24 protein-coding genes and 1 other annotated feature are annotated in these 23,889 nt (G+C 40.8%); of the genes, 22 read left to right on the top strand and 2 right to left on the bottom strand.

Annotated elements, in window-relative coordinates:
* Positions 1-513 precede the first annotated feature (513 nt).
* Positions 514-1,896, bottom strand: coding sequence for a MocR-like pyridoxine biosynthesis transcription factor PdxR (gene pdxR / locus CD126_RS06360; protein ID WP_049408672.1), 1,383 nt, complete (start codon positions 1,894-1,896; stop codon positions 514-516).
* Positions 1,897-2,107: 211 nt separating this feature from the next.
* Here pdxR and pdxS point away from each other — a divergent pair, with 211 nt between their 5' ends.
* Together pdxS and pdxT are read left to right on the top strand one after the other, a co-directional pair.
* Entirely contained in the window at positions 2,108-2,995 is an 888-nt protein-coding gene (gene pdxS, locus CD126_RS06355; protein WP_002471502.1) for a pyridoxal 5'-phosphate synthase lyase subunit PdxS, read from the top strand.
* Position 2,996: 1 nt separating this feature from the next.
* The gene (pdxT, locus tag CD126_RS06350; protein WP_049408670.1) at positions 2,997-3,572 is read left to right on the top strand and encodes a pyridoxal 5'-phosphate synthase glutaminase subunit PdxT; all 576 of its coding nucleotides are present in this window, start codon (positions 2,997-2,999) and stop codon (positions 3,570-3,572) included.
* A 311-nt stretch (positions 3,573-3,883) separates the two neighbouring features.
* On the opposite strand, the gene CD126_RS06345 is transcribed toward pdxT, so the two are convergent.
* The gene (locus CD126_RS06345) at positions 3,884-5,098 is read right to left on the bottom strand and encodes a NupC/NupG family nucleoside CNT transporter (RefSeq protein ID WP_049408668.1); all 1,215 of its coding nucleotides are present in this window, start codon (positions 5,096-5,098) and stop codon (positions 3,884-3,886) included.
* 160 nt (positions 5,099-5,258) lie between these two features.
* Between CD126_RS06345 and CD126_RS06340 the strand changes: the two genes are divergently transcribed.
* From CD126_RS06340 to rplL, 20 genes are all read left to right on the top strand, one after another.
* On the top strand, positions 5,259-5,717 hold the full coding sequence (locus CD126_RS06340; RefSeq protein ID WP_103370211.1) for a CtsR family transcriptional regulator: 459 nt from the start codon (positions 5,259-5,261) through the stop codon (positions 5,715-5,717).
* A gap of 16 nt (positions 5,718-5,733) precedes the next feature.
* Positions 5,734-6,282 (top strand): UvrB/UvrC motif-containing protein, encoded by a 549-nt coding sequence (locus CD126_RS06335; RefSeq protein ID WP_103370210.1) that lies wholly within the window; start codon positions 5,734-5,736, stop codon positions 6,280-6,282.
* Positions 6,283-6,313: 31 nt separating this feature from the next.
* Complete coding sequence (locus CD126_RS06330) at positions 6,314-7,285, top strand: protein arginine kinase (RefSeq protein WP_414486297.1); 972 nt, start codon at positions 6,314-6,316, stop codon at positions 7,283-7,285.
* Positions 7,286-7,296: 11 nt separating this feature from the next.
* Positions 7,297-9,780: an ATP-dependent Clp protease ATP-binding subunit gene (locus CD126_RS06325; protein WP_103370209.1), complete on the top strand. Its 2,484-nt coding sequence runs from the start codon at positions 7,297-7,299 to the stop codon at positions 9,778-9,780.
* A 339-nt stretch (positions 9,781-10,119) separates the two neighbouring features.
* Complete coding sequence (gene radA / locus CD126_RS06320) at positions 10,120-11,490, top strand: DNA repair protein RadA (RefSeq protein WP_103370208.1); 1,371 nt, start codon at positions 10,120-10,122, stop codon at positions 11,488-11,490.
* 129 nt (positions 11,491-11,619) lie between these two features.
* Complete coding sequence (locus CD126_RS06315; protein ID WP_049408656.1) at positions 11,620-12,678, top strand: PIN/TRAM domain-containing protein; 1,059 nt, start codon at positions 11,620-11,622, stop codon at positions 12,676-12,678.
* A gap of 665 nt (positions 12,679-13,343) precedes the next feature.
* Positions 13,344-14,798, top strand: coding sequence for a glutamate--tRNA ligase (gene gltX / locus CD126_RS06310; protein ID WP_103370207.1), 1,455 nt, complete (start codon positions 13,344-13,346; stop codon positions 14,796-14,798).
* Positions 14,799-15,339: 541 nt separating this feature from the next.
* The gene (gene cysE / locus CD126_RS06305; protein ID WP_049408674.1) at positions 15,340-15,969 is read left to right on the top strand and encodes a serine O-acetyltransferase; all 630 of its coding nucleotides are present in this window, start codon (positions 15,340-15,342) and stop codon (positions 15,967-15,969) included.
* Entirely contained in the window at positions 15,953-17,356 is a 1,404-nt protein-coding gene (gene cysS / locus CD126_RS06300) for a cysteine--tRNA ligase (protein ID WP_049408652.1), read from the top strand. Before cysE ends, cysS begins: the two co-directional genes overlap by 17 nt.
* Positions 17,356-17,745, top strand: coding sequence for a Mini-ribonuclease 3 (locus tag CD126_RS06295; RefSeq protein WP_103370206.1), 390 nt, complete (start codon positions 17,356-17,358; stop codon positions 17,743-17,745). The genes cysS and CD126_RS06295 overlap by 1 nt, the downstream gene beginning before the upstream one ends.
* A 4-nt stretch (positions 17,746-17,749) precedes the next feature.
* A complete protein-coding gene (rlmB, locus tag CD126_RS06290; RefSeq protein ID WP_169931258.1) occupies positions 17,750-18,499 on the top strand; it encodes a 23S rRNA (guanosine(2251)-2'-O)-methyltransferase RlmB in 750 nt (249 codons plus the stop codon).
* Positions 18,496-19,023 carry an NYN domain-containing protein gene (locus CD126_RS06285; protein WP_049408646.1) on the top strand — a complete coding sequence of 176 codons (528 nt, stop codon included), beginning with the start codon at positions 18,496-18,498 and terminating at the stop codon, positions 19,021-19,023. Before rlmB ends, CD126_RS06285 begins: the two co-directional genes overlap by 4 nt.
* 69 nt (positions 19,024-19,092) lie before the next feature.
* Positions 19,093-19,680, top strand: a complete 588-nt coding sequence (locus CD126_RS06280) for an RNA polymerase sigma factor (RefSeq protein WP_049408645.1) — start codon at positions 19,093-19,095, stop codon at positions 19,678-19,680.
* 190 nt (positions 19,681-19,870) lie between these two features.
* On the top strand, positions 19,871-20,014 hold the full coding sequence (gene rpmG / locus CD126_RS06275; RefSeq protein ID WP_002471506.1) for a 50S ribosomal protein L33: 144 nt from the start codon (positions 19,871-19,873) through the stop codon (positions 20,012-20,014).
* A gap of 138 nt (positions 20,015-20,152) precedes the next feature.
* Positions 20,153-20,332: a preprotein translocase subunit SecE gene (secE, locus tag CD126_RS06270; protein ID WP_049408644.1), complete on the top strand. Its 180-nt coding sequence runs from the start codon at positions 20,153-20,155 to the stop codon at positions 20,330-20,332.
* 14 nt (positions 20,333-20,346) lie between these two features.
* A complete protein-coding gene (nusG, locus tag CD126_RS06265) occupies positions 20,347-20,895 on the top strand; it encodes a transcription termination/antitermination protein NusG (RefSeq protein ID WP_049408642.1) in 549 nt (182 codons plus the stop codon).
* A 170-nt stretch (positions 20,896-21,065) separates the two neighbouring features.
* The gene (rplK, locus tag CD126_RS06260; protein WP_002471514.1) at positions 21,066-21,488 is read left to right on the top strand and encodes a 50S ribosomal protein L11; all 423 of its coding nucleotides are present in this window, start codon (positions 21,066-21,068) and stop codon (positions 21,486-21,488) included.
* 337 nt (positions 21,489-21,825) lie between these two features.
* Entirely contained in the window at positions 21,826-22,521 is a 696-nt protein-coding gene (gene rplA / locus CD126_RS06255; protein ID WP_002471498.1) for a 50S ribosomal protein L1, read from the top strand.
* A gap of 110 nt (positions 22,522-22,631) precedes the next feature.
* Positions 22,632-22,776 (top strand) — a sequence feature (ribosomal protein L10 leader region).
* Between the two features lie 56 nt (positions 22,777-22,832).
* Positions 22,833-23,342, top strand: a complete 510-nt coding sequence (rplJ, locus tag CD126_RS06250) for a 50S ribosomal protein L10 (protein WP_002471508.1) — start codon at positions 22,833-22,835, stop codon at positions 23,340-23,342.
* Between the two features lie 92 nt (positions 23,343-23,434).
* Positions 23,435-23,803: a 50S ribosomal protein L7/L12 gene (gene rplL, locus CD126_RS06245; RefSeq protein WP_002471479.1), complete on the top strand. Its 369-nt coding sequence runs from the start codon at positions 23,435-23,437 to the stop codon at positions 23,801-23,803.
* Positions 23,804-23,889: the final 86 nt, after the last annotated feature.

Here is a 23,889-nt window from a genome sequence, read left to right as displayed (position 1 = left end):
CCGCAAGAGTAGGACGTTGCCAGGCAAATCGAACCCGAAAGGGTTCTTTTTTTATGTCAGGAAGGAGCTTAACTTCTACAATAAAATCTATTCGAAGTAAATGAGCTCAGAATCGACGAAACAAGCGAAAGACGTAACGAGCTTACTCGAGGTAAGTGAGTAAGGAAAGAGTGCAGTTGAGAAAGATAATGACCTCTATTTACGAGAAGAGAGAGCTTCTTAGCGCCGATGGTAGCAGACTTACGTTCCGCAAGAGTAGGACGTTGCTAGGCAAATCGAACCCGAAAGGGTTCTTTTTTAGGCTAGAAAAGAGCTTAACTTCTACAATAAAATCTATTCGAAGTAAAAGTAAAGGAATACAATTGCAAAGGCAATTGTATAAGTATAACTAACATACTAAAGTATGAAGTTATGTTTTAAGAGTAGGACGTTGCCAGTCAATCATTAAAAAAGACCTGAAAAAGGTCTCTTTTTTTCATACCTACATCTATCATATCTACAAAGCACCTATCTTCAAACTACTAATGCCTCTATCAAAGCATTCGTATGTGCTTCTAACTGATCAAAGGGAATACCTCCATAACCGATAATAAATTTAGGTTTTGTCTCTGTATCATCGTACTGATTAAAAGGGATAATGCGTAAATTCTGCGTCTCTGCCCGTGACATACACTCTTCTAAAGTGAGGCCATTATCAACTGTGAGGGTAAAGTGCATTCCTGTTAAGGTTCCGTCTACTATCAACTGGTCATCGTACTTCTGAATTTGTTCTAAAATAAAGGTAAGTTTATCTTGGTATACCTTTCTCATCTTGTTGAGATGGCGTTCAAAGCTACCTCCTTGCATGAATTGTGCAACGATATGTTGAAGATGGACTGGGACTGTATTACGTCCTTTATGTGGAAGCGCATGATAACGCTCTAGCAAAATTTTAGGCAAGGTCATATAGGCAATACGGCAACTTGGAAACAGTGACTTAGAGAACGTACTAAGGTATATGACCTTATCTTTCGTATCTAAACTTTGAAGGGCAGAAATAGGTTTCCCAAAATAACGAAATTCAGAATCATAATCGTCTTCAATAATGTAACGGTCGCTTTGTTGCTGCGCCCATTGAATGAGACGAGTGCGTTTTTTTAAATTCATCACATAGCCGGTTGGAAACTGATGTGAAGGTGTAACATAGACAATGTTATTCGGAACATCATATAAATTGTCCATGCGCATTCCAGTTGACGTCACTTCGTTCTGAATATAAGGAATGGCCTTCTTATCCAACACTTGTTTAATAGGCGGATAACTTGGCTGTTCAATAATAAATTGAGAATCGTCAAGTATATCAGTCAATAAATTGATAAGCTGTTCTGTCGAGGAACCAATGATGATTTGGTTCGGATGGCTCGTCACTCCTCTACTGTTAAAAATATAATGGGCGATTTGTTGACGTAAAATTCCTTCACCCTGAGGATGTCCGTGATGTAAAAGTGACAGATGTGATTCATCAAAGACATCACGTGCCGCTTTACGAAACTGTTGTAATGGAAAGTATTCGGCATCTATTTCCGATAAATTAAACTCATACTGGTATTGAGTAGAATGCTCGTTCATCGCGCCACTATCAAACTCATCTCCACTCATATCAAAAGGAAAGTCATCACTCGGAATCGCAGGTAATGATTCAATATCTGACACATAGAAGCCAGAACGGGGTTTCGAATAAATATAGCCTTCATCAAGTAGAAATTGATATGCATGCTCAATGGTAGTGTTACTGACGGATAAATGGTGTTGCAATGCGCGTTTAGAAGGAAACTTATCGCCGGATTGATATTGCCCTTCAATGATTTGTTGCTTTAAATCTTCGTAAAGTTTAATGTACAAGGGTGACGCTGACATTCAATCTGACATTCAATCTGACCTCCTAATTTTATCTGAAACTGTGTCTTTCACACTATCAGTTTATCTTTTACAATAAACATAATCAAGAAATAATCTGGCTAAGGTGCCGAGATGCACTGAAGTCCAATCAGCTAAGCGTTCAAGCGAGAGAATTGCATAAACGTGCGCTTACTGATAACTATCATAAAGTAAAGGGGTATTTGATATTATGTCTAAAGTAACAGGCTCAGAACGTGTAAAACGTGGAATGGCGGAAATGCAAAAGGGCGGCGTCATCATGGACGTAGTCAACGCAGAACAAGCTAAGATTGCTGAAGAAGCAGGTGCAGTAGCAGTCATGGCACTTGAACGTGTACCATCTGATATTCGTGCAGCTGGTGGCGTAGCACGTATGGCCAATCCTAAAATTATCGAAGAGGTAATGAATGCCGTATCTATTCCGGTAATGGCGAAATCACGTATCGGTCACATCACAGAAGCACGCGTCTTAGAATCAATGGGCGTGGACTATATCGATGAATCTGAAGTGTTAACACCTGCAGATGAAGAGTTCCACTTATTAAAAGATCAATTTACAGTACCATTTGTATGCGGTTGCCGTAACTTAGGTGAAGCAGCACGTCGTATTGGCGAAGGCGCTGCGATGTTACGTACGAAAGGTGAACCAGGTACAGGAAACATCGTTGAAGCAGTACGTCACATGCGTCAAGTGAACTCTGAAGTAAGTCGTTTAACAGTGATGAATGACGACGAAATCATGACTGAAGCGAAGAACCTTGGTGCGCCATATGAAGTGTTGAAATCAATTAAAGACAACGGTCGTTTACCTGTAGTTAACTTTGCGGCAGGCGGTGTGGCTACACCTCAAGACGCTGCGTTAATGATGGAATTAGGTGCAGATGGTGTATTCGTAGGTTCAGGTATCTTCAAATCTGAAGATCCAGAGAAATTTGCTAAAGCGATTGTCCAAGCGACTACACATTATCAAGATTACGAGTTAATCGGTAAACTTGCTCAAGAGTTAGGTACTGCCATGAAAGGTATGGACATTAACCAATTGTCTCTTGAAGAACGTATGCAAGAGCGTGGTTGGTAAGATGAAGATTGGCGTACTCGCATTACAAGGGGCTGTTCGTGAGCATCTTCGTCATATCGAACTCAGCGGTCACGAAGGGCTTGCTATCAAGAGAGTAGAACAGCTGGAAGAGATTGATGGGCTCATCTTGCCTGGAGGCGAATCAACTACGTTACGTCGTCTCATGACGCTTTACGGCTTCGATCAAGCTCTCGTTGAATCAGACATGCCGATCTTCGGAACTTGCGCAGGTCTCATCGTGTTAGCGAAAGATATCGTAGGTGAAGAGGGCTATTTAAGTAAGCTAGATGTGTCAGTGGAGCGTAATTCATTTGGTCGCCAAGTGGATAGCTTTGAATCAGAACTGACGATTAAAGGCGTGGCAGACGACGTAGAAGGCGTGTTTATCCGTGCACCACACATTGCCGATGTTTATGGCGATGCAGAAGTGCTTTGTGAGGTAGAAGGTAAAATTGTTGCCGTACAACAAGACCAATACCTCGGCGTTTCATTCCATCCAGAGCTCACTGATGATTACCGCGTAACAGCATATTTCATCGAGGAAATTGTAGCGAAACATCAACAAACAACAGCCTAATTAAATAGTAAATGAAGTCGGCACATTGTGTGTCGGCTTTTTTGTTTGGTTAAAAGTCTCGTAAACAGTCAACATGCTGCATTCTAGACGAACGTATTCAAACTCATGACTAAACATAGATGTCTTCAACAGAATACATTTCCACTTTACGCCGAAGATGCCTATAACTATTTGGATAGAACCTAATGGCCCTATAATCTGACGAAGTACATACGTGCCATGGCGCCTCCATCCACCCGCATTTTAACCACCTCTAGCTAACTAAAAAAAGCAGAGAATCCTGAGAGATTCTCTGCTTCGACATTCAGATATCAAATAAAGAAACCAGCAATAGTCGCTGAAATAAAGGAAACGAGTGTTGCACCGAAGAGAAGCTTCAATCCGAAACGGGCAACCATGTCACCTTTCTCACTATTTAATGATTTAATCGCTCCTGAAATGATACCGATTGAGCTAAAGTTCGCAAAGGATACTAAGAAGACAGACACGATACCGCGTGCGTGCTCTGAAATACCTTTCACTTTACCTAAGTGCTCCATCGCTACGAACTCATTGGATAACAATTTCGTTGCCATTACTGATCCTGCATGAACTGCATCGTGCCAAGGCACCCCTGTAAGGAAAGCGAATGGGGCGAAGACGAAACCGATGAGTGTTTGGAAGTCCCAAGAAATATGACCACCTGAAAGGAAAGTAAAGATGGCACTAACAATTCCGTTAAGCAAAGCGATGATTGCGATATAACCGATTAACATTGCTCCAACGATGACTGCGACTTTAAATCCGTCGAGAATATATTCCCCTAATACCTCGAAGAATGATTGTTTCTTCACTTCACTTTCTTCAATAATCAGTTTGTCATCTTTTTCATCAATACGGTAAGGATTGATGATAGATGCAATGATAAAGCCACCGAACAAGTTAAGTACCACAGCTGTTACGACATAGCGTGGCTCGATCAGTGAGAAATAGGCACCGATGATTGAAGCTGAAACGGTAGACATTGCTGAAGCGGTCAAAGTGTAGAGGCGTTGTTTATTAATCAACGCAAGTTCGCGTTTTAAAGAAATAAAGACCTCAGATTGACCGAGAATGGCTGCAGCCACTGCGTTGTATGATTCTAAGCGTCCCATACCACTGATAAATGAAATCGCTAAACCTAAGTATTTAATCACGATAGGTAGAATGCGTGTGTACTGCAAGATACCAATAAGTGCAGAAATGAAGACAATCGGTAGCAATACGTTAAAGAAGAATGGTGGATTGTGAGGATCCACGTATTTGAAACCACCGAAGACGAAGTTGACACCTTCAGCTGCTTGCTTCAACAGGTAGTTAAAGCCATCCGAAATACCACCGATGACTGCGATACCGACTTTTGTTTTTAACAAGATAAAAGCAAAGATGAGTTGCAAGAGTAAGAGCAACCCTACATAACGCCACCGAATATTACGGCGGTCTGAGCTAAATATGTAAGCGAGTGCTAAGAAGACTAAGATCCCTATAATGCCGATAATGATATGCATCGTAATTATTCATCCCTTTTAAAATTTTTCATACTCTATCATACAATAAAACGCTCCGATTCAACATCCATATTCAAGAAAAATTTAAATCATATTGGTTGAAAAAGGTCAAAGTTGGTCATATAATATAGTCAAAGAAGGTCAAAAAGAGGTGATAATCATGCACAATATGTCCGACATCATAGAACAATACATTAAGCGCTTATTTGAAGACACCAATGAAGACGTTGTTGAAATTCAACGTGCAACGATAGCACAGCGTTTTGATTGTGTACCTTCGCAACTCAACTATGTAATCAAGACAAGATTTACTAACGAACATGGTTATGAAATAGAAAGTAAACGTGGTGGTGGCGGTTACATCCGCATCACTAAAGTAGAAACGAAAGATGCCACAGGCTATATCAACCACTTACTCACGTTGATTGGCCCATCTATTTCACAACAACAAGCATATTACATTATAGATGGCTTGTTGGAAAAAGGTCATATTACTGAACGAGAATCTAAGATGATACACGCCATAGTAGATAGAGAAACATTGCAAATGGACGTGATGTCTCGAGATATCGTTCGTGCGAATATACTCAAACGGCTATTGCCAGTCATCAACTACTAAAGTGAGGTGTTAAACAGTGCTCTGTGAGAATTGCTATTTAAACGAGGCTGAAGTCAAAGTCGCAGTAAAAGGGCATAATGGTACAGAAGAGAGATGGGTTTGCGTTACTTGCGCACAAGGTGGTAATCCATGGACGGAATCCCAACAAGTACATCAAGATGATATCGAAGGTGCTTTTGTAGTTAAACAAATCTTGCAACATTTAGCAGCAAAGCACGGTATAAACTTTGAAGAGCTGAAGCACAAAGAGGAGAAACACTGTCCAGGTTGTCACATGACTTTAAATGACATTGCGCATGTAGGTAAACTTGGGTGTCCTGAGTGCTATGCGACGTTTAAAGAGGACATCATCGATATCGTACGCCGAGTTCAAGGCGGTCAATTCGAGCATATCGGTAAGACACCTCATTCCTCATATAAAAAGCTTGCACTAAAAAAACAAATTGAAGAGAAGACGTCCTATCTCAACCAACTCGTTGAGGAACAAGCTTTTGAACAAGCAGCAGTAGTCAGAGATGAAATTAAAGCATTGAAAGAAGGCGTGGAGGTGGATGAACATGAGTGACGCAGAACACCGTCCATATTCTAATGACTGGATGGATAACGATGACTTAAGTCCTGTGGTCATGTCCTCAAGAATTCGCTTAGCTCGAAATTTAGAGAATTACGTCCATCCCCTGATGTTTCCATCTGAACATGAAGGACATCGAGTGATTAACGAAGTACAAGACGCTTTGCCTGATTTAGAGCTCAAGCGTTTAGATACGATGGATCAACAGAGTAAACATCAGCTTGTAGCAAAGCATTTAATCAGTCCTGACTTGATTAAGCGACCTGCTTCAGGCGTGATGTTGAATGATGACGAATCGTTAAGTATTATGTTGAACGAAGAAGACCACATTCGCATCCAAGCCATGGGCGCTGATTTAAAATTGAATGAACTGTTTGAACAAGCGTCCAAAGTGGATGATCAACTTGATGAAGCTCTAGATATTAGTTACGATGAACAACTTGGTTATTTAACGACGTGTCCAACCAATATAGGCACAGGCATGCGAGCAAGTGTGATGCTACACTTACCGGGCTTGTCTATAATGAAACGTATGAATCGTATTGCTCAAACGATTAACCGCTTTGGTTTTACGATTCGCGGTATCTACGGTGAAGGCTCTCAAGTCTTCGGACACATTTACCAAGTTTCAAATCAGCTCACATTAGGTAGAACAGAAGAGGACATCATCGAAAGTCTTACAGAAGTAGTTCAACAAATTATTAACGAAGAATTACAAATACGAGAACGCCTCGATCGACACAATCACGTTGAGACGAAAGACCGTGTATATCGTTCGTTAGGTATTCTCCAATATAGTAGATTGATTTCGATGGAGGAAGCCTCCTATCGATTGAGTGAAGTGAAATTAGGTATTGATTTAGGCTACATTGACATGCCAGAGTTTAATTTCAATACGTTAATGACAGAAATACAATCGCCTTTCTTAATTGATGAGAATGATGAGAAATCAATTAATGAAATGCGTGCAGATAGATTGAGAAAATATTTACAATAGGAGGTCAAGCTATGCTATTTGGTAGATTGACAGAACGTGCGCAGCGTGTACTCGCACATGCTCAAGAAGAAGCGATTCGCTTAAACCATTCTAATATCGGAACTGAGCACTTACTATTAGGACTCATGAGAGAGCCTGAAGGTATTGCAGCTAAAGTGCTCGAGTCATTCGGTATTACTGAAGATAAAGTGATTGAAGAAGTGGAGAAGTTAATTGGACATGGCCAAGAACAAATGGGTGCCTTACATTACACACCTAGAGCGAAGAAGGTCATCGAACTATCCATGGATGAAGCACGTAAATTACACCACAACTTCGTCGGTACAGAACACATTCTTCTCGGTTTAATCCGTGAGAACGAAGGTGTAGCCGCACGTGTCTTTGCCAACCTAGACCTTAATATTACGAAAGCGCGTGCCCAAGTGGTTAAAGCGCTTGGCAGTCCTGACACAGGTAATAAGAATACACAAGCAAATAAATCAAATAACACACCTACGCTCGACAGCTTAGCGCGTGACTTAACTGTCATTGCGAAAGATGGCACACTCGACCCTGTTATCGGTCGCAATCAAGAAATTACACGTGTTATTGAAGTGTTGAGTCGCCGTACTAAAAATAATCCAGTGCTCATCGGTGAACCTGGTGTAGGTAAGACTGCGATTGCAGAAGGTTTAGCTCAAGCTATCGTCAATAGTGAAGTGCCTGAAACGTTGAAGAATAAACGCGTCATGTCACTCGACATGGGTACAGTCGTAGCAGGTACGAAATATCGCGGTGAATTCGAAGAGCGCTTGAAGAAGGTCATGGAAGAGATTCACCATGCAGGTAACGTGATTCTCTTCATCGACGAGTTACACACGCTCGTAGGTGCAGGTGGCGCTGAAGGTGCTATCGATGCGTCTAACATTTTAAAACCAGCCCTCGCACGTGGTGAACTACAATGTATCGGTGCGACAACGCTAGACGAATATCGTAAAAATATTGAAAAAGACGCAGCACTTGAACGTCGTTTCCAACCAATTCAAGTCGATGAACCAACTGTAGACGATACGGTAGAAATCTTAAAAGGCTTACGCGACCGCTATGAAGCACATCACCGCATCAACATTTCTGACGAAGCGTTAGAAGCGGCAGTGAAACTCAGCAATCGCTACGTTTCAGATCGTTTCTTACCAGACAAAGCCATCGACTTAATCGACGAAGCAAGCTCTAAAGTAAGACTTAAAAGTCATACCACACCACCAGATTTAAAAGAAATCGAACAAAAAATTGAGCAAGTAAAAAATGAAAAAGACGCTGCTGTTCACGCACAAGAATTCGAAAATGCAGCAAACCTTCGCGATAAACAAACGAAATTAGAAAAACAATACGAAGAAGCTAACAATAAATGGAAAAATGCCCAAAATGGCGACAACACAGCACTTTCTGAAGAAGACATTGCTGAAGTGATCGCTGGTTGGACAGGCATTCCATTAACTAAGATTAACGAAACTGAATCTGAACGCTTACTCAACCTTGAAGATACGTTACACAAGCGTGTCATCGGTCAGAAAGAAGCGGTGGACTCTATCAGTAAAGCTGTACGTCGTGCACGTGCTGGCTTGAAAGATCCTAAACGTCCAATCGGCAGCTTTATCTTCTTAGGCCCTACAGGTGTCGGTAAGACTGAGCTCGCTCGCGCATTAGCTGAATCTATGTTTGGTGAAGAAGATGCGATGATTCGCGTCGACATGAGTGAGTTTATGGAGAAACATGCTGTGAGTCGTTTAGTCGGAGCGCCTCCAGGCTATGTAGGTCACGATGACGGTGGTCAGTTAACTGAGAAAGTAAGACGTAAACCTTACTCAGTTATTCTCTTTGACGAGGTTGAAAAAGCACATCCAGATGTCTTCAATATCTTATTACAAGTTCTTGATGATGGTCACTTAACAGATACGAAAGGCCGTACAGTCGACTTCCGTAATACAGTAATTATCATGACATCTAACGTTGGTGCACAAGAACTTCAAGATCAACGCTTTGCAGGATTCGGCGGAGCTTCTGAAAATAATGATTACGAAACAATCCGTAAGACAATGATGAAAGAGCTTAAAAATGCTTTCCGTCCAGAATTCTTAAACCGTGTCGATGACATTATCGTCTTCCACAAACTTTCTCAAGACGAATTGAAAGAAATTGTAACGATGATGGTTAACAAACTTACTGATCGTCTCGCTGAACAAGACATTGTTATTAAAGTAACAGATGCAGCAAAAGCGAAGATTGCTGAAGAAGGATATGATCCTGAGTACGGTGCTAGACCATTAATCCGTGCAATTCAGAAGACAGTGGAAGACAACTTAAGTGAACTTATTCTTGCAGGTAATCAACTTGAAGGTAAAGATGTCATCATTGACCACGATGGTAATGAGTTCCAATATAATATTGAAGAACGTCAAGAAGATGAACAAGATAAAACAGCAGCAGATGATGATAAAGAAACAACAGAATCATAGAAACGAGGTTTTTCCTGCGAAGTAAAGGAAGACCATGACATAACTAGAATTATGAGATAAACATCCTGTTTAAGTCAGTGACGGCAATTTCTACGAGCCAAGTAGAAGTTGCCGTTTTTCAATAGCGGAAAAGTATTTCTCAGAATATCGCTCCGCAGTAGCTGCCTGTACACTCGATGGCTTATGGGCTGTTGATCATAATCATGCTAGGCATCTATATAGGGGTGAGACTACGACATCCTCATCTCAATGAACTTTACTCACGCCATCGCGCTCTATTTGTCTTTGTGAGGTGATGGGGTTAGAATAGATTTGTTACTATTTGATGGAGGTGTGACCGTGGCGAAGAAGAAAGTAGTCTTTGAATGTATGGCATGTGGTTACCAATCAGCTAAATGGATGGGTAAATGCCCAAGTTGTGGTGCTTGGAACCAAATGGAAGAAGTCGTTGAACGCAAAGAGTCAAGTCCGAAACATGGCGTGCGACGTCGTGAATCTCATTCTAAAGTGCAGAAATTAAACGAGGTGCATCATGAAACGACGCCTAGAATTAAAAGTAAATCAGAAGAGTTCAATCGCGTACTTGGTGGTGGAATCGTAACGGGGTCACTCGTGCTTATTGGCGGGGATCCAGGTATAGGTAAATCGACGCTCTTACTTCAAATTTGTGCTGCGTTATCGCAGTCTTACAGCGTACTTTATATCACAGGTGAGGAATCACTCAACCAAACGAAGATTCGTGCAGATCGTCTCGATGAAGATTCCAGCAACTTGAACGTCTTTGCTGAAACAGATTTAGAAATTATTCACGATACTGTGGTTAAATTGAAGCCTGATTTACTCGTCGTTGACTCTATTCAAACTGTCTTTCATCCAGATATCAGTTCAGCGCCAGGTTCCGTTTCTCAAGTTCGCGAAAGTACCCAGAGCTTAATGAATATCGCGAAACAGAACAACATTGCTACATTCATCGTCGGTCACGTGACGAAAGAAGGTCAAATCGCAGGACCACGTTTACTTGAGCATATGGTGGATACAGTACTTTACTTTGAAGGTGACGAACACCATGCTTACCGTATCTTACGTGCAGTGAAGAACCGTTTCGGCTCAACGAACGAAATGGGTATCTTCGAGATGAAACAAAGTGGTCTGAAAGGGGTCAAGAACCCTTCAGAAATGTTTCTCGAAGAACGCTCAACCAACGTGCCAGGTTCAACTATTGTCTCCACTATGGAAGGTACGAGACCGTTGTTGATCGAAGTACAAGCACTCGTGACGCCAACGACTTTTAACAACCCAAGACGTATGGCTACGGGCATCGATCACAATCGCTTGAGCTTGCTCATGGCTGTGCTTGAGAAGAAAGAGAACTATCTTCTGCAACAACAAGATGCTTATATTAAAGTCGCAGGCGGGGTTAGATTGACAGAACCAGCCGTCGATTTAGGTGTGATTATTTCCACAGCTTCAAGCTTTAAAGACCAAGCTGTAGACGGGTTAGACTGTTTCGTTGGAGAGGTCGGTTTAACCGGAGAAGTTAGACGTGTATCACGTATCGAGCAACGTGTGGAGGAAGCGGCTAAACTTGGTTTCAAACGTATCATTATACCCGAGTCTAATATCGGAGGATGGACCTTCCCTGAATCGATTCAAGTTATCGGTGTGAAGAACGTGCATGAAGCCTTGAGCTTTGCTTTAGGCAGAGGTTAGACGCGTAGATCCAAGTATCATAATAGAGTTGTGATGCGGCCATGAGTTGTTATATATTTAAAGAGATTCGATTACTGAAATGATTGAGGTAGACATGGTTACCTATGAGTTTAGAAGGGAGAAGTTACGTTGAATGCTATCCGATTTGTCGTCATCTTATGCTATATCGTGTTAGGCGCAAGTGTCGGCGTCTATTTGTTGCCGACGATCATCGCTGACTTAGGCCTAGATCACATCAGCATACTACTCAACAAGTATATTGATGGTTTGCTCGGCATCCTATTATTCTTTGTCATCTTTGGTTGGTTTATCCGAGCATTATCACGTGCGTTGAAGCGTTGTGAACATATGATTATGCGTCATAACGCGATTGAGATTATCTTTGCAGCTTTAGGTTTAATCATCGGCTTGCTCATCTCGGTAATGGTCTCTTTCATCTTTGAAATTATAGGTAACTCCGTGCTCAATCACTTCGTTCCCGTCATCATCACCATCTTGCTCAGCTATTTAGGCTTTCAGTTTGGTTTGCGTAAAAGGGACGAAATGCTCGTCTTTCTTCCAGAAAGTATGGCACGTTCCGTATCAATGAATGCACGTCACGCGGTGCCAAAGATTATCGATACGAGTGCGATTATTGATGGCCGTATCTTAGATATTATTAAATGTGGTTTTATCGACGGTGAAATTCTCGTTCCTCAAGGTGTAGTGAACGAGTTACAAATCATTGCAGATGCGAATGATAGTGTGAAGCGCGAGAAAGGCAAGCGGGGTCTGGATATACTTAATGCGCTATATGATACGGATTATCCAACTCAAATCATCCATCCGACTCGTTCACATAGTGAAATTGATACGATGCTCATTAAATTAGCGAAGCATTATCATGCACAGGTGATCACGACTGATTTTAACCTTAACAAAGTGTGTCATGTCCACGATGTGCAGGTCTTAAACGTTAATGACTTATCTGAGGCCATCAAGCCGACTGTGCATCAAGGTGACCGTTTCAACCTTCTATTGACTAAAATGGGGAAAGAAGCGGGCCAAGCAGTAGGTTACCTTGAAGACGGCACGATGGTGGTCGTGGATCACGCGAAGAAATATGTGGGCTCACATGTGGATTTAGAAGTCATTAGTCTATTGCAGACATCATCTGGTCGGATTATCTTTGCGAAAATGATTAACTAAATAATAGTGTTGAAGAGGTTTCGTATGGACTTTGTTTCACATGAAACCTTAACTATTTGCGTATATCACGAGTTGATGGACGCGTGTTGGAGTGAGGGCGGAGCAAGTCGTAGGCATCGACACGTGGACTAAAATATTTGAAAAGAAATATCTGAGCCTAGGGGTTATCATTACAGCATATTAAGTGCTACAATAATTATCGAATGTCTACTTTGTCCACAAATTAGACGTATGCTTTCTCAAATCAATAATCAACGACAATGAAATATGGAAATAGAAATTGTGAATCTTAGTTAGAAAGCATTTAAATCTGGGATGAATTTATTTTTTCAATGCTATGCCTCTCGCTTGCTTGGGAGAAGTACAGAAATTTATGATTTCGTAGTACTTCCCCCGTAAAGCTGACTAGAGTTCGAGAAAGCGATAGCCATCTCGAATTCAGACAGCAACTGCGTAGGACCACACTCAACTAATTCCTCTCGCTCTACGAGCTCTAGGAATGGATTTTCGTTGTGGTCTAGTTCCATCAAGCGTCTCGAGCCCACATTGAAAATTCACTAATTATTTATTTTAATAATGATATTCTATGATACAATACGCTATTTTCTATGTATATCCCGGATTCAATTGAATGTTATTAAATATCTTTTACAGGAGTGAATGGAATGAGTAATCGCGTAAGAGTAAGATACGCACCAAGTCCAACAGGTTACTTGCATATCGGTAATGCGAGAACTGCATTATTCAACTATTTGTTTGCCCGCCACTATGATGGTGATTTCGTGATTCGTATTGAGGATACGGACAGCAAACGTAATTTAGAAGATGGTGAATCATCTCAATTCGACAATTTAAAATGGTTAGGTATCGATTGGGACGAATCTGTAGATAAAGACAAAGGCCATGGCCCTTATCGTCAATCTGAACGTGCCGAAATCTACAATCCACTCATCCAACAATTGTTAGATGAAGATAAAGCGTACAAATGTTACATGACTGAAGAAGAGTTAGAAGAAGAGCGTCAAGCGCAAATCGCACGTGGCGAAATGCCTCGTTACGGTGGTCAGCATGCACATTTAACTGAAGAGCAAAGACAACAGTTTGAAGCGGAAGGACGTCAACCTTCTATCCGTTTCCGTGTGCCAAAAGACCGTACTTTCAAATTTACAGATATGGTTAAAGGCGACATCGAATTTGATTCTAATAATATCGGTGACTGGGTTATCGTGAAGAAAGATGGCGTACCAACGTACAACTTTGCGGTAGCTATTGATGATCACTACATGGAAATTTCAGATGTCATTCGCGGTGACGACCACATTTCTAACACACCTAAACAATTGATGATTTATGATACTTTCGGTTGGGAACCACCGCGCTTCGGTCACATGTCACTTATCGTTAATGAAGAACGTAAGAAGTTAAGTAAACGTGACGGTCAAATCTTGCAATTTATCGAGCAATATCGTGATTTAGGTTACTTACCTGAAGCATTATTCAACTTCATCACATTATTAGGTTGGTCTCCTGAAGGTGAAGAAGAAATTTTCTCTAAAGATGAATTTATTAAAATCTTTGATGAAAAACGCTTATCTAAATCACCTGCATTTTTCGACAAACAGAAATTAGCATGGGTGAACAACCAATATATGAAACAGAAAGACACTGAAACAGTCTTTGAATTGGCATTGCCACACCTTATCAAAGCGAACCTACTACCAGAACAACCTTCAGAAGAAGATCTTGATTGGGGTCGCAAACTCGTAGCGCTTTACCAAAAAGAAATGAGTTACGCAGGCGAAATTGTGCCACTTTCTGAAATGTTCTTCCGTGACGAGCAAGAGTTAGGGGAAGAAGAACAAGAAGTAATCAATGGTGAACAAGTTCCTGAATTGATGAGTCATTTATATGGTAAATTAGAAGAACTTGAACCGTTTGAAGCAGCTGACATTAAGAAATCAATCAAAGCTGTTCATAAAGAAACAGGCATCAAAGGTAAACAACTCTTTATGCCAATTCGTGTTGCGGTAACTGGTCAAATGCATGGACCAGAATTACCAAATACGATGGAAGTACTAGGTAAAGATAAAGTATTGAATCGCTTAAAAGCTTATTTATAAGACTTTATGCTACAAGAGTGAGGTAACTCGCATAGATGACTAAAAAAGCTTCAAGAAGACCGATTATTCTTCTTGAAATTAAGTACTAAATTACCTATGATTGTACTAAAGCTAGCAAATGTTTATAGAGATAAGACGATGTAAGTATGCTCATCGAATTTGCTAGATGATTTAAGCAAGATTTCAGCATCATTGAGCGTTTTACGTGCAGAGGCTAAGTACGCAAGTTAAGCAGTATGATACGAGTGTCCAGAGAGTATGCGGTTGCTGTGAGCATATCACTCGAACTTGACGGAATGCACCTCTGTGAATGAAACTAAATACCATTGAAGAGAGAAATTGTGAGTGAGCCTGGAACATTAATAGAACTTGGCATTTGAGATAGCCGAAAGTCACGCTTGAAATGTCTTTTAGTTATATCCAGACTCGTCATAGCTCACATTTAAAAAGAGTGGAACCGTGCATAGCACCTCTAACACATTTGTTAGGGGTGCTTTTCTTACAAGGGGAGGAATTTGACGTGTTTAAAGTTATAAAGAGAATGAGAGACGACGTGAAAATGGTTTTCGAACAAGACCCGGCTGCACGAACAACTTTTGAAGTAGTGATGTCTTATCCAGGACTTCATGCAGTGTGGAGTCATCTGGTTGCGCATTGGTTTTACAAAAAAGAGAAGTATGTCACAGCGCGCTTAATTTCACAGATTTCACGCTTCTTTACAGGAATTGAAATCCATCCAGGCGCTCAAATAGGTCGACGCTTGTTTATTGACCATGGTATGGGTGTGATTATCGGTGAAACTTGCCGTATCGGTGACAACGTGACTATTTATCAAGGTGTTACGCTCGGTGGTACTGGTAAAGAGAAGGGGAAACGTCACCCTGATATCGGTGACAACGTACTTATTGCTGCAGGGGCTAAAGTATTAGGTAATATTAAAGTCGATTCTAATGTGAATATTGGTGCGAATTCTGTCGTACTTCGCCCTGTACCAAGTTACTCTACAGTGGTAGGTATTCCGGGTCATGTAGTGAAACAAGATGGCCGTCGTATCGGTAAGACATTTGATCATCGCAACTTGCCTGACCCTATCTACGAACAACTTAAGCAGTTAGAAAAGCAACTCGAGAAAACTAAAAATGGAGAGATACAAGATGATTACATTATATAATACGCTGACACGCCAGAAAGAGACATTTAAACCGATTGAACCAGGGAAAGTGAAGATGTACGTATGTGGTCCGACCGTTTACAATTACATTCATATCGGCAATGCACGTCCGGCAATTAACTATGATGTGGTTCGTCGTTATTTTGAATATCGTGGCTATGAAGTGGAGTACGTTTCAAACTTTACAGACGTAGACGATAAATTGATTAAACGTTCACACGAACTCAACGAACCTGTTCCGGTAATTGCAGATCGTTTCATCGATGCGTTTTACGAAGATATCGGTGCTTTAAATGTTAAAAAAGCAACTTCTAACCCACGTGTCATGAATCACATGGACGATATCATTGAATTTATCCAACAACTCGTCGATGAAGGCTATGCTTACGAAAGTAATGGAGATGTGTACTTTAGAACACGTCAATTTAAAGATTATGGTAAGTTAAGCCATCAATCTATCGATGACTTGAAGATCGGTGCGCGTATCGAGTCAGGTGAAGCGAAAGAAGACGCTTTAGACTTTACTTTATGGAAAGAAGCGAAACCAGGTGAAATCAGTTGGGATAGTCCATTCGGCAAAGGACGCCCAGGCTGGCACATTGAATGTTCTGTAATGGCGTATCATGAGCTAGGCGCAACGATCGACATTCACGCAGGTGGAACAGATTTACAATTCCCTCACCATGAGAACGAAATCGCTCAATCTGAAGCACATAACCATGCGCCATTCGCTAATTATTGGATGCATAATGGTTTCATTAATATCAACAACGAGAAGATGAGTAAGTCTTTAGGCAACTTCGTACTCGTACACGATATCATTAAAGAGATTGATCCAGATGTGCTCCGTTTCTTCATGATTAGCGTGCATTACCGTAGCCCTATTAACTATGATTTAGAGCTTGTAGATGCGGCGCGTAAAGGTTTAGAGCGTATTCGTAACAGTTACCAAGCACTTGAAGAACGTGCAGAATTGACGACGAACGTGGAAGATCAAGAACATTACTTAACTGAAATCGATGCCATTTTAAACAATTTCGAAACGGTCATGGATGACGACTTTAACACTGCCAACGCGATTACAGCTTGGTATGACTTGGCGAAATTAGCGAATAAATACCTACTTGAACAAACGACGTCTACACGTGTGATTGCACGTCTCATGGAGGTTAACGAAATATTTAGTGATGTGTTAGGTGTACCGTTAAAAGGTAAAGAGTCAGAAGCATTGCTCGATGCAGATATCGAAGCGTTGATCGAAGAACGTGAAGAAGCACGTAAAGCGAAAAACTTTGCGCGCGCAGACGAGATTCGCGATGAATTGAAAGCACAGAATATTATTCTTGAAGACACACCTCAAGGCGTACGCTATAAACGAGGTAAATAATGAAGGCTAAGTTACTCAATCCACTGACACTTGCGTATCTCGGTGATGCTGTACTCGATCAGCATGTGCGTACTTATATCGTACTGAAATTACAAAGTAAGCCACATCGTTTACACCAAGTAGCGAAGCGCTATGTTTCAGCTAAGAGCCAAGCGCAAACGTTAGATTATTTAATGGAAGAAGATTATCTTACTGAAGAAGAGCAAGATATTATGCGTAGAGGCCGTAATGCTAAAAGTCATACGAAAGCTAAGAATACAGATATTCAAACCTACCGTAAGAGTTCCGGGTTGGAAGCAGTGCTCGGCTACCTCTATTTAGAGCAAGAAGAAACACGACTCTCATCATTGCTTGACCACATTATAGACATCGTTAATGAAAGGAAGTGACGAGGTGGAAGAGATAGTCATTGTAGGTCGTCATGCCGTTAAAGAAGCAATCACTTCAGGCCATGCGATAAATAAAATATTGGTACAAGATAGTGCAAAGAAACAACAATTAAATGACATTTTAAAAAAAGCAAAATCTCATAAATTAGTAGTACAGCAAGTGCCTAAATCTAAATTAGACCAACTTGCAGATGCACCTCATCAAGGCGTCGCTGCCATTATGGCACCGTACGAGTATACAGCGCTTGATGATTTCTTAGCGCAACAAGCCTCGCAGGACGATTTGTCCACTGTGCTGATACTCGATGGCTTAGAGGATCCACATAACTTAGGGTCTATATTGAGAACAGCGGATGCAAGTGGCGTTGATGGTATCATCATCCCGAAACGACGCTCTGTCTCGTTGACGCAAACTGTAGCCAAAGCCTCTACAGGTGCGATACAACACGTACCCGTCATACGCGTGACGAACTTGGCCCAAACGAATGAAGTGTTGAAAGATCAAGGCTATTGGGTGGTTGGTACTGAAGCGGATAATGCTACCGATTACCGACAAATGGACGCCAACATGTCGCTTGCGATAGTGATTGGCAGTGAAGGACAAGGGATGAGCCGATTAGTGAAAGACAAGTGCGACTTCTATATCAAGATTCCGATGGTAGGCCATGTGAACAGCTTGAATGCGTCAGTAGCAGCAAGCTTAATGATGTACGAGGTCTATCGTAAACGTCACGATATCGGAGCAGACTCATGAAAGACCGCTACCTCATCATCGACGGCTACAACATGATCGGTTATTCGAAAGAGTTGAGTCGCTTAGCAAAAGAGAATCTTGAGGAAGCGCGTGAACAATTGTTGATTGCCATCGCGAATTACAATGCAGTCGTGGCGGATGAGATTGTCTGTGTGTTCGATGCTTACGAGCAGGCAGGTGTTGAGAACGAGCACATCTATCATGGCGTGAAGACCGTGTTTACTAAAGAGAAAGAGACGGCTGATAGCTTCATTGAACGTTATGTATATGACTTGTACGATAAACATACGCGCCATATTACAGTAGTGACGAGTGATATGAGTGAGCAACATGCGATATTTGGCGCAGGTGCCTATCGTATATCCTCGAGAGAGATGTGGCGCAATCTGAAAGAGAACGAGATAGAGGTGTCTAAATCGCTCAAAGGCTATAGTGAAGAGAAGCCACGTACGCGAATTCACCTCTCGAATGAAATTCTTGAAGAATTTGAGAAAATCAGACGTGGACACCATGGAAATGACTGATTTTGTGGGATTGATTTTTTAAAAGGGAATCGACTATCATAGCTTTACTTTAACGAAAGGACAGAGGCTATGACCCCAAGAAAGATTCCCCTTAAGACTTCCACAATTGACACGCCATTAACATTGAAAGAACGACAACAATTTGAATTCTATTACCCACGTCTTCATGAAATCGTCCATGCGCAATTGCGGTGCTATCGCATGCCTCAAGTGGACAAAGAGGATTTGTACCAAGAAACGATGCTCAAGTTATTGAGAGTGATTCCACACTTTGAATTTAAAGATCGGCAGCCTCTCGATCATTATGTGAGGAAGGTCGTGAAGTCGGTAAAGAACGATTATCTACGCTACGCCCTTAAATGTGAAATTAGACAAGAGAGTTTAATTAACGATCGTCGCACGGAATATCAAGAAGTGGCGACTCAAGATCCGGTTGTGACATTAATTACAGCCGAATCAGAGCGCGTAGTGCTTTCCCAACATATCGAAACCTTAAGTCGTATCGAACGCGCTGTAATTTATTTCATAATTCAAGGCTTTGAGATCAAAGAAATAGCGACATTACTCAATAAAGACCCTAAAGCGATTTACAACGCGATTCATCGCGCTAAGGTCAAGTTGAGAGAGGCACTTGTAACCATGAGAGATAAAGTTTGAAAGTGTACGTTTGCGGAAAGCTTCTGCTGCTTAGGAGAGATGTTTGAGGCTGGTAAAAGTAGTGATGTTAAGCTGTTATAATAGGGCTTAGAAAGTTTCACAAACCTTCTCTACAAGATGGATGAAGTTTGACAATTTCAATATTTCTTAGGTATAGTATACTGGTATTATAATGAGCAAGGTGAGATTATTGAATAAAGTTCCACTCAGTTGTGAAGTATGTGGTTCAAGAAACTACAATGTGCACAAGACGAGCGATCGACAAACGCGTTTGGAGTTAAAGAAATTCTGTCCTCGATGCAATGCACATACACTTCACAAAGAATCAAAGTGATGTTAAAGCGTGTTGTATACGAAAGATAAAGAGACGATATAGAACATGAGTGATGGAGATTCTAAAGATGCGGAAGTAATCTCCGAGATGTGAGTCAATGTAACTACGCGATAATATAGTGGATATGGAGGTTTCGTTATGACTAAAAAAGAGAATTTCTTCCAAGGCGTTAAGTCTGAAATGGAAAAAACGAGTTGGCCAACGAAAGAAGAATTGTTTAAATACACTGTCATCGTTGTTTCAACAGTAGTATTCTTCTTAGTGTTCTTCTTTGTATTAGATATTGGAATTAAACAAGTAATAGAGTTAATTAAATAGTTAGGAGTGACGACATGTCTGAAGAAGTTGGCGCAAAGCGTTGGTATGCAGTACATACTTATTCTGGTTATGAGAATAAAGTAAAGAAAAATTTAGAAAAACGTGTTGAATCGATGAATATGACAGAACAAATATTTAGAGTTGTCATACCTGAAGAAGAGGAAACACAAATCAAAGACGGTAAAGCGAAGACACAAACGAAGAAGACATTCCCGGGTTATGTGCTCGTTGAACTTATCATGACGGATCGCTCATGGTATGTTGTGAGAAATACACCTGGTGTAACTGGCTTCGTCGGTTCTGCTGGTGCAGGTTCTAAGCCTAATCCGTTGTTACCAGAAGAAGCGCGTTTCATCTTGAAACAAATGGGCATGAACGAGAAGACAATCGATGTTGAAGTTGAAGTCGGCGAACAAGTTCGCATCACTTCAGGTCCATTTGCGAACCAATTAGGTGAAGTTGAAGAGGTTGAAGCGGACAAGTTTAAACTGACTGTGCTTGTAGACATGTTCGGAAGAGAGACGCCAGTTGAAGTCGAATTTGATCAAATTGAAAAGTTATAATATTTAAAGAGAACACATCAACACTAAATGACTATTGATTTTTATTTAGTGTTGATGTTATAATACTGTGGTCGCGCTTTTAGAGCGCTACATTTCGTCACGAAATGTATAGAGTGGGAGGGCAAAACTCAGTCCTATGACCACATCACGATATCAAGGAGGTGCACATCGTGGCTAAAAAAGTAGAAAAAGTAGTTAAATTACAAATTCCTGCAGGTAAAGCAAACCCAGCACCACCAGTTGGTCCAGCATTAGGTCAAGCAGGTGTGAACATCATGGGATTCTGTAAGGAATTCAACGCACGTACGCAAGAGGACGCAGGATTAATTATTCCGGTAGAAATTACAGTGTATGAAGACCGTTCATTCACATTTGTAACTAAGACACCACCTGCGCCAGTACTACTTAAAAAAGCAGCTGGAATTGAAAAAGGTTCAGGCGAACCTAACAAAAACAAAGTTGCTACAGTAACTAAAGATCAAGTACGCGAAATTGCTAACACTAAAATGCAAGACTTAAACGCAGCTAGTGAAGAAGCAGCTATGCGTATCGTTGAAGGTACTGCCCGTAGTATGGGTATCGTAGTAGAATAATTATTGAAATGAAATTGATATGAAGATAGAAGCAGATGGCAGCTATCAGAAGAACACTATCCTGAGTTCAAAGGTATAGCGATCGACACTAACTCACTACAATCATGTAGGTTAGTGTATAAGAATATAGCTTGTCGTCTGCTCTCAGATGTTTAGGAAGAAACACTGAACATCATCCGTTAGGCATGACCTATATGCGAAAGTTGTTCTCCGAGTGAACAACAACGAGAAACACGTCATCCTAACTAGAATGTGACAATCAACGCATGATAGGTTGATTGCTCATTCTCAAATGTGGGAGGAAATTCCGCTAAAACCACTAAAGGAGGAAAACGAAATGGCTAAAAAAAGTAAAAAGTATCAAGAAGTAGCTGAAAAAGTAGATCGCCAAAAGCACTACAGTGTTGAAGAAGCGATTGAATTAGCTAAAGAAACGAACATTGCTAACTTCGATGCATCAGTAGAAGTAGCGTTCCGTTTAGGTATTGATACACGTAAGAACGACCAACAAATCCGTGGCGCTGTTGTGCTTCCAAACGGAACTGGTAAATCTCAACGTGTATTAGTATTCGCGAAAGGTGACAAAGCAACAGAAGCTGAAGAAGCAGGTGCAGATTTCGTAGGTGAATCTGAATACGTAAGCAAGATCCAACAAGGTTGGTTCGACTTTGACGTAGTTGTTGCTACACCTGACATGATGGGCGAAGTTGGTAAATTAGGTCGCGTATTAGGACCTAAAGGCTTAATGCCAAACCCTAAAACAGGCACAGTAACTATGGATGTTAAAAAAGCCGTAGAAGAAATCAAAGCAGGTAAAGTTGAATACCGTGCTGAAAAAGCTGGTATCGTACATGCTTCAATCGGTAAAGCATCATTCGATACTGATAAATTAGTTGAGAACTTTAGAACTTTACAAGATGTGTTAACTAAAGCGAAACCATCTTCTTCTAAAGGTACTTACTTCAAATCAGTAAACGTTACAACAACTATGGGTCCTGGTATCAAAGTTGATACTTCAAGCTTCAAACTATAATTATAAATTCTCACAACAGGCGAGTGCTTCCGTGCTTAGCCTGTTGTTTTTACGCTAAATACTTTTTATGAAAATAGTTATTGACAAACTATGTGCTAACCGTTATATTGGTTAGTGTGATTATTTTACCTAAGACAGTAGGAGTTAGAAATAACTTAAAATTTATCCTACCGAGGCTAAAATTGACTTGAACGTGATTAATGAAAGTTTCAAGCACTTTTTGCCGTGGGTAGAAAGTGCTTTTTTTATTGAGTTCACTACATAACTCAAGATAAAAAAGCACCAAAACTTTTAAAAATGGAGGTGTCTGAATGTCTGCAATTATTGAAGCTAAAAAACAACATGTAACTGAGATTGCTGAACAATTGGAAAACTCAGTTTCAACTGTCTTCATCAACTACCGTGGATTAACTGTTGCAGAAGTAACTGAATTACGTAAACAATTACGTGAAGCAGGTGTTGAGTACAAAGTTTACAAAAACACTATGTTACGTCGTGCAGCAGAACAAGCTGGTATTGATGGTTTAGACGAGTTCTTAGTAGGACCAACTGCTGTAGCTACATCAACTGAAGATGTTGTTGCACCAGCGAAAGTTATCGCAGGTTTCGCTAAAGAACACGACGCTATCGAAATTAAGACAGGTATCATGGATGGAAGCTTAATCTCAGCAGATGAAGTTAAAACTGTTGGTTCTTTACCATCTCACGACGGTCTTGTATCTATGCTTCTTTCAGTATTACAAGCACCAGTACGCAACTTCGCTTATGCAGTTAAAGCTGTGGGTGAATCTCGCGAAGAAGAAGGAGAAAGCGCTGAATAATAGCGTTTTGAGCATAAACGTTTCAATTTAATCTATGACGAAGAGACATATATCTTTTCGTGAAAAACTTTTAAAAATGGAGGAATAAAATAATGGCTAATCAAGAACAAATCATTGAAGCAATTAAAGAAATGTCAGTATTAGAATTAAACGATTTAGTTAAAGCAATTGAAGAAGAATTTGGTGTAACTGCAGCAGCTCCAGTAGCAGCTGGCGGTGCAGCAGGTGGCGGCGACGCTGCAGAAGAAAAAACAGAATTTGATGTTGAATTAACTTCTGCTGGTTCTTCTAAGATCAAAGTTGTTAAAGCTGTTAAAGAAGCAACTGGCTTAGGATTAAAAGACGCTAAAGAATTAGTAGACGGCGCTCCTAAAGTAATCAAAGAAGCTTTACCTAAAGAAGAAGCTGAAAAACTTAAAGAACAATTAGAAGAAGTAGGTGCTTCAGTAGAATTAAAATAATTCTGCTGCCCATACGTCTTCGAAATCTCCTAAGAGATTTTAAATACGACTTAACAGAATTCGCAGAGTGCAGGCAAGAGATGCTT

This window comes from Staphylococcus pettenkoferi (assembly GCF_002902685.1).
In the GTDB taxonomy this organism is placed as follows: Bacteria; Bacillota; Bacilli; order Staphylococcales; family Staphylococcaceae; genus Staphylococcus; species Staphylococcus pettenkoferi.
The sequence above is the reverse complement of the archived record's forward strand: the minus strand, read 5'-3'. Positions and strand labels throughout refer to the sequence as shown.

Excerpts from the sequence above, each read along its gene's own strand:
- pdxR (WP_049408672.1), bottom strand. The coding sequence starts at position 1,896 with ATGTCAGCGTCACCCTTGTACATTAAACTTTACGAAGATTTAAAGCAA.
- pdxS (WP_002471502.1), top strand. The coding sequence starts at position 2,108 with ATGTCTAAAGTAACAGGCTCAGAACGTGTAAAACGTGGAATGGCGGAA.
- pdxT (WP_049408670.1), top strand. The coding sequence starts at position 2,997 with ATGAAGATTGGCGTACTCGCATTACAAGGGGCTGTTCGTGAGCATCTT.
- CD126_RS06345 (WP_049408668.1), bottom strand. The coding sequence starts at position 5,098 with ATGCATATCATTATCGGCATTATAGGGATCTTAGTCTTCTTAGCACTC.
- CD126_RS06340 (WP_103370211.1), top strand. The coding sequence starts at position 5,259 with ATGCACAATATGTCCGACATCATAGAACAATACATTAAGCGCTTATTT.
- CD126_RS06330 (WP_414486297.1), top strand. The coding sequence starts at position 6,314 with ATGGATAACGATGACTTAAGTCCTGTGGTCATGTCCTCAAGAATTCGC.
- CD126_RS06325 (WP_103370209.1), top strand. The coding sequence starts at position 7,297 with ATGCTATTTGGTAGATTGACAGAACGTGCGCAGCGTGTACTCGCACAT.
- gltX (WP_103370207.1), top strand. The coding sequence starts at position 13,344 with ATGAGTAATCGCGTAAGAGTAAGATACGCACCAAGTCCAACAGGTTAC.
- cysE (WP_049408674.1), top strand. The coding sequence starts at position 15,340 with ATGAGAGACGACGTGAAAATGGTTTTCGAACAAGACCCGGCTGCACGA.
- cysS (WP_049408652.1), top strand. The coding sequence starts at position 15,953 with ATGATTACATTATATAATACGCTGACACGCCAGAAAGAGACATTTAAA.
- CD126_RS06295 (WP_103370206.1), top strand. The coding sequence starts at position 17,356 with ATGAAGGCTAAGTTACTCAATCCACTGACACTTGCGTATCTCGGTGAT.
- CD126_RS06285 (WP_049408646.1), top strand. The coding sequence starts at position 18,496 with ATGAAAGACCGCTACCTCATCATCGACGGCTACAACATGATCGGTTAT.
- CD126_RS06280 (WP_049408645.1), top strand. The coding sequence starts at position 19,093 with ATGACCCCAAGAAAGATTCCCCTTAAGACTTCCACAATTGACACGCCA.
- secE (WP_049408644.1), top strand. The coding sequence starts at position 20,153 with ATGACTAAAAAAGAGAATTTCTTCCAAGGCGTTAAGTCTGAAATGGAA.
- nusG (WP_049408642.1), top strand. The coding sequence starts at position 20,347 with ATGTCTGAAGAAGTTGGCGCAAAGCGTTGGTATGCAGTACATACTTAT.
- rplA (WP_002471498.1), top strand. The coding sequence starts at position 21,826 with ATGGCTAAAAAAAGTAAAAAGTATCAAGAAGTAGCTGAAAAAGTAGAT.
- rplJ (WP_002471508.1), top strand. The coding sequence starts at position 22,833 with ATGTCTGCAATTATTGAAGCTAAAAAACAACATGTAACTGAGATTGCT.
- rplL (WP_002471479.1), top strand. The coding sequence starts at position 23,435 with ATGGCTAATCAAGAACAAATCATTGAAGCAATTAAAGAAATGTCAGTA.